Raw genomic sequence first — 10,993 nt, 5'->3', positions numbered from 1 at the left:
TTAGCGATATGACAGATTACTTTTTTATCCCATTTTGAAGTAAATACAAAATTGTACTTTTTTAAGCAAATAAAAATCTTTTGCAAGATATGAGCTATGAGCTGTGAGATTTTTTTGAATAGCAACTCAAAGCTCAAAACTCATAGCTCAGGGCTCAAAGCTATTTACTCTTCCACCACATCAATCCTAAAAAACACTGGAATGGCTGGGCGTTCGTTGTATTCTTTTCCTGCTTGAATGGCATCAACAACTTCCATGCCTTCAATTACTTCTCCAAAAACAACATAAAGTCCATTCAGTTGACGAGCTTCGGCTTCATTAGTGATAATATAAAATTCTGTAGGTGAAGAAGCTCTATCTGGATTGCCTTCATCATAACGAGCCATCGCTACTGCTCCACGTTTATGCGTAAATTCTGGACGATACTCTGGAGGTACTAAAAAATCTAATTGATCCATATATTCACCTCCACCTTGTATGCCCATGCGGTAAATATTACGATAAAACATTCTACTTACATAATAACCCGCTTTTACATTTCTGATAAAATTAGCCCGATGTAAAGGTGTTTCAGTATGAAGTTTGATTACAAAATCTCCGCCTACGGTATGTACTTTTACTTTCGTCTCAGGGTTTTCTGTACCGTATTGTATCAAAAACGTTTTTGGGTCTTGGTCAAATAAACGCAAGTCCTTTTTACATGAAATGAATGAAATACAAAATAAGAAGAAGATGATACGTTTCATCGTTTTATAGCTGTTATCTGTTTAACCGTTATTGATGTCATTGTTCAAGCAAATTATTGCTCAATTTCATATAGTTTAACAGTTCTTCATAAGTAAAAAAACGAAAGCTGAATTCTGATGACCGAAAGCCATAGCACACAGCCTTAGTTTGCACGATAGTACATCGTCGAACAGTTTTCTTTGGTTAAAATTCGGTTTGCTTGTTGGCTAATATCATCTACTGTTACGGCTTGAATCTTACTAGATTCTAAATTGGCATATTCAACATCGCCAGCGTTGGAGGCAAAAGCTAAATTCATCGCACGGTTCAACAATTCTACTTCCGAAAATACTAAAGTAGATTCTGCCTGATTTTTTACTTTTGTTAGTTCTTCTTCTGAAACTGGATTTTTCAAGAAATCATTTAATACTTCCTGAATTGCCGCATCGCCTTCTTCAATACTGATTCCTTTGTTGAGATTTCCTTGTAAAATCATCAAACCTGGGTCTAGCGAAGAAGTAACATAAGCATTGATTGAATTAAAAATGGGTTGTTCTTTTACCAATTTTTCATACAATCTTGAAGATTTACTTCTGCCCAAAATATCACTTGCTAAATCTACTGCATTGTAACCAACATCATGTCGTCCCTGGGTATGATATACTTTATAGATTGCATCCAAAGGCACTTTTGCTGTTACTTCTAAAAATCTTGAAGCAGTTTGAATCGGTTCTTGCGGTAAATTTCTAGGACTCAGCTTTCCTGCTGGAATAGGCTCAAACCATTTCTTGGCTAATTGCTTTACTTCCTCCACACTGATTGGTCCTGCTACTACTAATATCGCATTGTTGGGAAGATAATGTTTATAGAAAAAGCTACGAACATCATCCATTACTGCATCTTCGATATGTGCAATTTCTTTCCCAATGGTTGCCCATTTATATGGATGAACTTGGTAGGCAAGTGGACGAAGTTTCAACCAAACATCGCCATAAGGTTGATTTAAATACCTTTGCTTGAACTCTTCAATCACAACTTTTTGTTGTACATCCAAAACCTTTTGGTCGAATGATAATGATAACATTCTATCTGATTCTAACCAAAACGCCGTTTCAATATTTACCGCTGGAAGTGTAATATAGTAGTTGGTAATGTCTGGAGAAGTAAAAGCATTGTTTTCACCACCTACTTTTTGTAGTGGAGTATCGTAAGAAGGAATGTTTTTAGAACCGCCAAACATCAGGTGTTCAAACAAATGTGCAAAACCTGTTTTGTGTTCTTCTTCATCACGAGAGCCAACATTGTATATAATGTTGACAGCAGCAATAGGGGTGGAATAATCTTGGTGAACATAGACTTTAAGTCCGTTGTCTAGTATAAAATAATCGTATGAAATCATGTATCAATGTTAGGTAACAAATAATCGTCTATATTAACGAAAAATTAAAAATTATCAGGACAAAAGTAAGTATTTAGGACTTCTATTGTGTGTGAAATGCTTAAAATTCAATTCGCTTTATTTATTTAAACTTCCAATATGAAAAAAATATTTGTTTTAGTAACACTTACATTAGGCTTTTTTCTTCAAAGTAAAGCTCAAATATTAAATGATGCCACCACTCGCCAATTAATTTCTCAAGGTTTGGATAAAATGTATTCGTATGATTTTAAAGAATCGGCAGAGATTTTTAGTAAACTAAAAGTTAGACATCCACAACATCCTGTGTTTTATACTTTAATGGCAATTCAAACGGAATTACAATATTTTCCTTTGAAAGACTTTCCTAATCAACAAAAAACATACTTAGCTTATCTGAATCAAAGTAGAGCTTTAGCGGAGGCAATGTTAGATAAAAACGATGAAGACATTGAAGCCAATTTCTTTGAACTAGCAACTTTGGGTTACTTAGCCGCTTATGATGCCGATAACCAAGAATTTATGAAAGCCGTTGGTGTTGCCAAAAAAGCCTATTCGCATTTAAAGAAAGGCTTAGCGTTAACAGAAAAACAACCAGAGTTTTTGTATTCGTCGGGTATTTATAATTATTACAGAATAGAATATCCAGAAACGCATCCAGTAATAAAATCAGTGATTTGGATGTTTGCCGATGGCAACAAAAAACTAGGTTTACAACAGTTAGATTTGGCAACCAGAAAAACCATTTTTGTAAAAACAGAAGCAGCTTTTTATGCAGGTTATGTATATATGAAATATGAAGCAAATCCAGCAAAAGCATTACAATACAATACTATACTTGCCGAAAAATATCCTGATAATTTACTCTTTCAAATGCAAAGAATGGATTTCTTGACTGCCTTAGGCAAACATAATGATGCAGATGACATTGCTAACAAAATTTTAAAGCAAAAAGGAGTGATGTTTCAGTGTGCGGGAACAATTTTTAAAGGTTTGATTGCTGAGAAAGATAAAAAGGACGATAAACTAGCGGAGGCCTACTTACAAAAAGGAGTAAAAATGCCTTACGACGAGCGTTTCACCAAAGATTATCACGGATTAGCTTATTTAGCTTTGGCACGCATCGCAAAACGTGGAGGACAGCACAGTAAAATGAAAGAATATGCCAAAAAAGCTTCAAAATTAGCAGAATACAAAGCAACGATTGCAGAAGCAAAAGCCCTTTTGGATTGATTTTTTTGAGACTTTAGGACTTGAAGACTAAAAGATGCTAGATGAAAGACACAGGACTTTTGGTCTATCTAATACAAAGATAATTGTAGCGGTAACCCTTGCGGTTACCGTTTTTGTTTGGAAAATAAATCAAAACGGTAACCGCTAGGGTTACCGCTACCAATAACTTTTTGAATTTTTTATTTCAAAAATCTTGTCTCTTTTAGTCTTACGTCTTCAAGTCCTAAAGTCACAAAACCTAACGCATCTCCTGCAAAAGTTTATTAGCAAAGATAAACTCATTTAATTCTGGCACAGCCGAAGTACGAATGTTCTTATTGTCGCCTTCCCAAACCTTTAGCCCTTTGTAAAGGAACATAATTTTCTCACCAATCCCGATAACCGAATTCATATCATGGGTAATTACGATGGTCGTAATATTAAACTCATCCGTAATTTCCTTAATCAATTCATCAATTTTAACAGAAGTCAGCGGGTCTAGCCCAGAGTTTGGTTCATCACAGAATAAGTATTTAGGATTCATCACAATTGCCCTTGCAATACCCACTCTTTTTTTCATCCCTCCCGAAACCTCCGAAGGCATCCTTGCACCAGCGTTCTCTAATTCCACACGTTTTAAACAAAACTGAGCCCTTTCTATTTTTTCCTCCTCAGTCATGTCGGTAAGCATATCTAAAGGAAACTTCACGTTATCCAACACCGTCTTAGAGTCAAATAAAGCACCACCTTGGAACAAAACACCCATCTCACGACGAATCGTTTTTCTCACTTCCTCATCAGAATTATGAAAATCACGCCCATCATACAAAATTTGTCCGTGTTCAGGTTTTACAATACCAATCATACATTTTAGCAATACACTTTTACCTGTACCACTTCCACCAATGATTAATGAAGTATCGCCAGGCTTAAATTCGCCATTGATACCAAGTAGAATATCTCGCCCATTAAAGGCTTTTCTAATGTCTTTTATCTCAATCATAGATTCAAATCTTTCCCGAATTTACAAAATTCGTTGCGATACGCTATATATTTTCTGTATCTCTTCAACAAATCACTGTCCAAATAGCTCAACACCACTTTATAAAGTAAAATTCCCCTCTAATATCATACCAACACCACCCAAAGAGAATTAATAAAAGATTACAAAGCACAAAGAGCATCCTGCAAAGCCCGCTAATGAAGAAGCAAAGGCGGGAAATAACTTTGTGAAGCCCGCAAAGAATCTTGAAACTATGGGAGTTAAACGTGTGAAGCCCTCAACGAACCTTGAAACAATGGGAGTTAAACGTGTGAAGCCCGCAAAGAATCTTGAAACTATGGGAGTTAAACGTGTGAAGCCCTCAAAAAACTTTGAAACTATAGGAGTAAAACTTGTGAAGCCATCAAAGAACTTTGAAAGTATGGGAGTTAAACGTGTGAAGCCCTCAATGAACTTTGAAAGTGTGGGAGTTAATTGTGTGAAGCCCTCAATGAACTTTGAAAGTGTGGGAGTTAAACTTGTGAAGCTTTCAAAGAACTTTGAAAGTGTGGGAGTTCAACGTGTGAAGCCCTCAAAGAACCTTGAAATTATGGGAGTTAAACTTGTGAAGCCCTCAATGAACTTTGAAAGTGTGAGAGTTAAACTTGTGAAGCACTCAAATTAAGCTCGAAAAGCATTAATGTCTATTGTATATTTATCACAAGATAAAATTATAATACCGTTTAATAAGTTTTTGAAAATGAATTGATTGATGATTTGGGGAATGTGAATGATTTTAGTAAGTTAATATTTAGAATATGTAAATAAGAATATAACAGACATTGGTGTGGTGGTTTTAAATTTGCTTAATTGGAAATTATGAATTCGGAGGATATAAAGATAATTTTTAGTGATTATTTAAAGACTAAAGAAACTCAGTATGCCGTTTTGTTAAACGGAACGTGGGGAAGTGGAAAAACATTCTTTTGGAAGTACCATTTAAGTAAAATTGCAGAAGATAATAAATTTAAGGTTGTTTATCTGTCATTAAATGGGATAAGTAAAATTGAAAATCTTGAACATCTACTTTTTATTAAACTATTACCATTTATTGGCAAACAAGAAGATACAAGAACAAAAAATTTAATAACACTTTTAACTAATGTTTTAAATCAAGTAAGTAAGCATTATTTAAAAACTAGTCTAACGGACATTTTTAAAGATGTAAGTATTGATTCTCTTGATTTTTCTAGTTACGTAATATGTTTTGATGATTTAGAACGTTGTCAAATGCCTGTAAAAGAAGTACTAGGTTTTATTAATAATTATGTTGAACATAAAAAATTAAAAACAATTATTCTTGCAGACGAAAATAATATTGATGTTTCTCAAAAAGGATATGACAATATTAAAGAAAAGGTCATTGGTCGTGTTTTAAATTTTGAATTAAACATTAGAGAAATACTGCCACAATTATTTAAAAAATATGATAAAGATAAAAATGGTTTTTATAACTTTTTAATAATTCATGAACCTACTTTGATTGATATATTAACCGAATATAAACAAGACAATCTTAGAGTAATTTCTTTTTACTTAGATATTTTAGAAAGAATATTTCCAGTCTTTAAAAATGTGGAAGAAAAGTATATTCAAGAAATAATTCTTTTTACAGCAATCATATCTTTTGAGTTCAAAAAAGGAAACTTAAATTCATCAGATTATAAAAATCCAAATGGGATTGATGAAATTAATGAACATTATTACTCATTAAATATTGCTCAAACAATAAGAGAGTCTTCAAGTGGAAAAGATAAAGTCAAAACTTATGCACAAGGTTTTTATGAAACCTATTTAGAAAATAGGATTAAAAATTATTTTTATTATCCATCTATTTATTCTTTCATACTTTCAGGTTATATAAAACTTTCAGACCTCAATGCCGAAATTAATAAGCGTTATCCAGAAATAATATCACAAGAAATTCAAGATTTTAGAACATTACTAAACTACAAGTTTCGGGAATTATCCGATGATGATTTCAAAAAGTTAACTTGGAGTGTTCTAAACTTTGCAAAAGAAGGTAAATATACTATTTATGACTATGTCCAAATAGCTAATTTTTTTTATTTTTTCTCGGAAAATAATCTAATAGTTGAATCAAATGAGGAAATAAATAAGTTATTACTTGAAGGTCTTGATATAGCAAAGTCTCGAAAAGAAATTAATGATAAAGTATTGGACAATTTATTACATTTTGGTGATGATAATCCAGAGGTAACTAGAATAAAAGCAATTGTAGAAAATATTCATCTTGAAATCAAAAAAGGACAATATATTGACGACAGTAATAAATTAATTAATAGCATAATTAAAAATGATGAATTTGCTTTGGAGTCAATATTTGAAAAACAAAAATATTCAAAAGAACTTTTTCAATATGTGAATAGTAAGTTGCTTTTCGAGGCTATTACACAAACTTCAAATAAACAGATATTTAATTTTACAGAACTGTTAAACAGTAGATATAAATCTAAAAATATTGGAGAGTATTTATTTGAAGATTTTGAAAGTCTGTTTATGTTGAAAGAAAATTTAAACAATTTTATAAATAACAACGGTATCTTGCAACAGCCAAGGAAGTTTTTATTGAAAACCTTATTTGAAACTTTACAAAAAATATGTTTACATCTAAAAGAAACAAAGAATAAATAATATTTAACGTGCCAGTTTCTCCACTAGTTCAAGTATTATGCAAAGCGTCAATTAGACTTAGATAAAACTAATTCAGTTTGAAACTGAATTAAAAAAAGTCGGGGATGCCTAATTCAAGCCTTATGCTTGAGCTATTTAGGGAATTTATTTAATATACGGCTTGAAAAGCCGTGCTACTATTTTTTTCTTCTGCCGTTTCTCGTGTCACGTAAGCAACAAGCAAGGTACTCAACTTTAGCAAATAGTCAAATACATCAATAAGTAATACAAAAAATGACGGAGGAAATAAAAAAAGAACTTTTAAGGCTTGAAATTCAGCACGACATCAAAATTTTGTATGCCGTTGAAAGTGGTAGTCGGGCTTGGGGTTTTGCCTCTACCAATAGTGATTGGGACGTAAGATATATTTACATTCATAAACTAGATTGGTATCTAAAAATTGATGCTGAAAGAGATAATCAAGAAGAAATTTTACCAAACGATATAGACCTTGCAGGCTGGGAACTCAAAAAAGCATTGCGACTTTTTAGAAAATCAAATCCACCAATGTTGGAGTGGCTGAGAAGTCCAATGGTGTACTTACAACAATATTCTACCGCAGAAAAACTCCGTGACCTTACCAAAGCGTTTTTTAACCCTAAATCTTGTTTGCATCATTACTTGCACATGGCTGAGAGGAATTATCAAACGTATTTATTAAAAGATATGGTAAGAACTAAAAAATACTTTTACGTATTACGACCGATACTTGCTTGTGACTGGATTATGGAAACAAATACCATGGCTCCAATGGAATTTAAGATACTTGTTGATAGCCAAGTAACAGACCAAAATGTAAAAACAGCTATTCAAGAATTACTATTCAGAAAAATATCAGGAGAAGAACTAAACGAAGAACCTAAAATTCAAATACTTAATGACTTCCTTGAACAGAAAATAGATTTTTATAACAACTACATAAAATCGTTTGAACAAACCAACCAACCAAATACCGCCTTGCTTGACGAATTATTTAAACAAACAATCAATGAAGTGTGGGGTTAAAGAAATTAGTTTTGTCGTTGCTTGTATCTAATGAACAACAAGCGAGTTGTGCGTGAGGATATGGGTAATGGCAAGAGAGTAATAAGCAAGTTTTTTTTACGATTATTAATTACTCAAAGTACACTCAAAAAAACTTTTATAACTATGTCCTGCAAAATAAATTTACGCTACTTTTTAAGCCTATTTATGATAATTAGTCAAGTAGCAAAAGCACAAGAACATTTAGAGCCTGTAAATGGCTATTTAACTTCTTTTAATTCTCAAAACGAGTCTTATTCTCTGAAACGAGTACATTTATTGGATGGATATGATGATAATCCTTTAGCAAGGGTATTTGTTTTAGCTTCATTTTCTCCAGAAAAAGTAATAAGTGTTGATAAGGTAAAAGATACTTACGTGCTTTCGACAAGAACCTTTACTAGACAATTAGAAACTATTAAGCAAAACAAAAATACAAAAGTAGAAAGAATTGAATCTAAAAAAGAGATTGATAAGAAGTTAGCGATACTTCTAGGAGAAATCTTCTTTAGAGTAATCAACGAGACTAAATATCCTAAAGTCGAATATCGAATAATAAATGGGAAGGAAGCAAGGCTTTTAGGAAGACTTGGTTTTGATGGAGAAACATATATTTTTTCAACTTTTCAAAATGGGTTTGGAATAAGAGCAGGGCAAATTTGGTCGCCAGATAGTGGTACAGCTATGGCTGAACTTGTAGCTTTCTCAGTAGAGATGGAACAGGTAGCAACAGGGGCAAAAAGTGAATCAGAGCTTCTTGAAATAGCAGAAAAGTATTATGCAAAAGTGAAAAAGTAAATCTTTGCCGTTGCTCGTGTCGCACTAGCAACGGCATTTATTTAATACACGGCTTGGAAAGCCGTGCTACTATTTTATTTCTTTTACTTCACTTAGTACCGAAACACCATTTTCATTAAATGCTTCGATAGCACAGAAATACTTTTGTCCGACGGTCAATGCTCTTAATTCTAAACTGCTGGGAGCATCTGCCCAAATCTGATACGTTTGATATAATTTATCTGAAGCAATGCCCCACAAAATATTATAGCCAACAGCATTAGAAGATTTTTCCCAAGTAATATCAGCATTGCGAGTATCCGCTTGACGTTTCACGTTTAAATTCTTTGGCGTTTGTGGAACTTTGCCCGTTCCATTTCCAAAAATACGAATATCACTTACTGCCAAATTGGGCATCGGTACATGAATATTTTCATACTTGATATAGCGAGTTTTTACTGCTTGAGGTAATTCCACATAAGCATTGGGACGGTCACGTTTAGGTTCATTGCTATTATCGTAAATCAATTGCCAATTTTTATTATCATTTGAAGCATAGAATTTGAATTGAGCAAATACACTTTCTTCGTTACTATCAAAAATATCAGATTTATAATCGGTGAAATTTACTTGTAAAGCTTTTACCTCTTGTACACTTTGTAAATCAACCGTGAGCCATTCGCCTGCTTTGTTGGTATGGGAAACCCAGAAAGAACGAGGGTTTTCGTCGGTGGCTTTATTCGCCACTAAAGTATCTTTTACAGAAGAAGCTGTGCAAGGTTTTTTATAAGAAAGTAACATCCAACCCGTAAATAATTCATCTTTTTGTGTCCATTTTTTAGTCGGTAAAAAATGGGGGAAATCACCAAATCGAGTATTGGCAAACATCTGATTATCGGTATCAAAACCAGTAGGAAACATGGCTACTCTTCTTTCAAAATTCCAGTTGACGGCAATCCACGGCGTGCCAGTATTCCAATAATTCCCATAATTATCTTGGAAAGTATTCCCATGACCAGCCCCCGTCAAGAATCCACCTGGTTTATAAGAAATGGGATTGTAAGGTGCATAAGTAAAAGGGCCGAGGGGATTATCGCCAATATAAGTACCATTGGCATAAACATTATATTCTGTGCCGGGAGCTCCATATTGCAAGAAATACTTTCCACTGTGTTTGGTCATCCAAGCACCTTCTGTAAAGGGTTTAATCGTATCTCGGTGGTCACGACCGAAACGTTCCCAACCATGATTTTTAGGGTCGAGGTAAATTAAACCTTTGTAAGTAGAAGCATAAGTAAGGTTTCGTTTTTTATCTAATTCCGCTCCAAAAATTGGATACACATTCGACGAACCCCAATACATATACCATTTATCTAATTCTTCATCATAAAACAGAGCAGGATCCCAAGGGCCAATGTACTGAGGCAAACGAGGCAACCAACGATTGTAAAATTGTAATTTACCTTTTTCGGGTTCAGTGCTAAATAAAATCGGGCGTTGTTCAAAAGTAGATTGAAACAAGTACAAAGTATCTCGCACCGACAAAGCCGCAGGAGCACACATATCTTCCATTGGCCACATACTTGGCTTGATATAATTCCAGTTGATTAAATCTTTTGAATGCCAATAACCACCCGAAATCGTCACAAAAAGGTAATATTCATTTTTGTGATTGATAATCACAGGGTCAGCACCCGAGCGATAGGAAATTTTTTCATTTAGTTGCTCAAAATTGTAACGATACCCAATATCAACGGGATTACAATAAGTTTTTTGATTAGAATTTTGGGCAAAAGCTAAAGAGGAAAAAGCAAAGCAAAGCAGTACAAGTAAAATCTTTTTCATATATGTTTTTGATTGAATTTGGATAGAAGTTAAAGAAGAACAAGAATGGATTTATCCTTATTTGTTCTGTGTGACTTTATCTATAAAAGAAAACATGAGTCATCCCGAATTTTCTCTTGAAAAAGTGAATTTTAAAAGATTTCAATGTTTTTTGGATTGGTTCTCGTCCTTACTTTTTGCCTTGATGCAAAAAGTAACAAAAAAATCAAGAATTCCTAAACTCGCTTCGCTCAAACAGTAGGAATTCGTTGTTCATC

9 protein-coding genes are annotated in these 10,993 nt (G+C 33.4%); 5 read left to right on the top strand and 4 right to left on the bottom strand.

Features of this window, described 5'->3' with window-relative positions; genetic code table 11:
• Positions 1 to 164: 164 nt before the first annotated feature.
• Together HNP25_RS07690 and HNP25_RS07685 are read right to left on the bottom strand one after the other, a co-directional pair.
• Positions 165 to 746: a peptidylprolyl isomerase gene (locus HNP25_RS07690; protein WP_184132832.1), complete on the bottom strand. Its 582-nt coding sequence runs from the start codon at positions 744 to 746 to the stop codon at positions 165 to 167.
• Positions 747 to 889: 143 nt separating this feature from the next.
• Positions 890 to 2,125, bottom strand: coding sequence for a M16 family metallopeptidase (locus HNP25_RS07685; protein ID WP_184132830.1), 1,236 nt, complete (start codon positions 2,123 to 2,125; stop codon positions 890 to 892).
• 138 nt (positions 2,126 to 2,263) lie between these two features.
• Here HNP25_RS07685 and HNP25_RS07680 point away from each other — a divergent pair, with 138 nt between their 5' ends.
• A complete protein-coding gene (locus HNP25_RS07680; protein WP_184132829.1) occupies positions 2,264 to 3,376 on the top strand; it encodes a hypothetical protein in 1,113 nt (370 codons plus the stop codon).
• Between the two features lie 238 nt (positions 3,377 to 3,614).
• Here the strand turns inward: HNP25_RS07680 and HNP25_RS07675 are convergent, their stop codons facing one another.
• A complete protein-coding gene (locus HNP25_RS07675) occupies positions 3,615 to 4,358 on the bottom strand; it encodes an ABC transporter ATP-binding protein (protein WP_184132828.1) in 744 nt (247 codons plus the stop codon).
• Positions 4,359 to 4,611: 253 nt separating this feature from the next.
• On the opposite strand from HNP25_RS07675, the gene HNP25_RS07670 reads away from it, so the two are divergent.
• The 4 genes from HNP25_RS07670 (at position 4,612) to HNP25_RS07655 (ending at position 8,912) form a co-directional block, all read left to right on the top strand.
• On the top strand, positions 4,612 to 5,022 hold the full coding sequence (locus HNP25_RS07670) for a hypothetical protein (protein WP_184132826.1): 411 nt from the start codon (positions 4,612 to 4,614) through the stop codon (positions 5,020 to 5,022).
• A 194-nt stretch (positions 5,023 to 5,216) separates the two neighbouring features.
• Positions 5,217 to 7,052, top strand: a complete 1,836-nt coding sequence (locus tag HNP25_RS07665; protein WP_229202816.1) for a P-loop NTPase fold protein — start codon at positions 5,217 to 5,219, stop codon at positions 7,050 to 7,052.
• 273 nt (positions 7,053 to 7,325) lie between these two features.
• Positions 7,326 to 8,096, top strand: coding sequence for a nucleotidyltransferase domain-containing protein (locus HNP25_RS07660; protein ID WP_184132822.1), 771 nt, complete (start codon positions 7,326 to 7,328; stop codon positions 8,094 to 8,096).
• 30 nt (positions 8,097 to 8,126) lie between these two features.
• The gene (locus HNP25_RS07655; RefSeq protein WP_184132820.1) at positions 8,127 to 8,912 is read left to right on the top strand and encodes a hypothetical protein; all 786 of its coding nucleotides are present in this window, start codon (positions 8,127 to 8,129) and stop codon (positions 8,910 to 8,912) included.
• Positions 8,913 to 8,981: 69 nt separating this feature from the next.
• Here the strand turns inward: HNP25_RS07655 and HNP25_RS07650 are convergent, their stop codons facing one another.
• The gene (locus tag HNP25_RS07650; RefSeq protein ID WP_184132817.1) at positions 8,982 to 10,736 is read right to left on the bottom strand and encodes a family 43 glycosylhydrolase; all 1,755 of its coding nucleotides are present in this window, start codon (positions 10,734 to 10,736) and stop codon (positions 8,982 to 8,984) included.
• Positions 10,737 to 10,993: the final 257 nt, after the last annotated feature.

Source organism: Arcicella rosea, from assembly GCF_014204325.1.
Classification (GTDB): Bacteria; Bacteroidota; Bacteroidia; order Cytophagales; family Spirosomataceae; genus Arcicella; species Arcicella rosea_A.
Note: the sequence above shows the minus strand (reverse complement) of the source record. Positions and strands in the feature narration are given on the sequence as shown.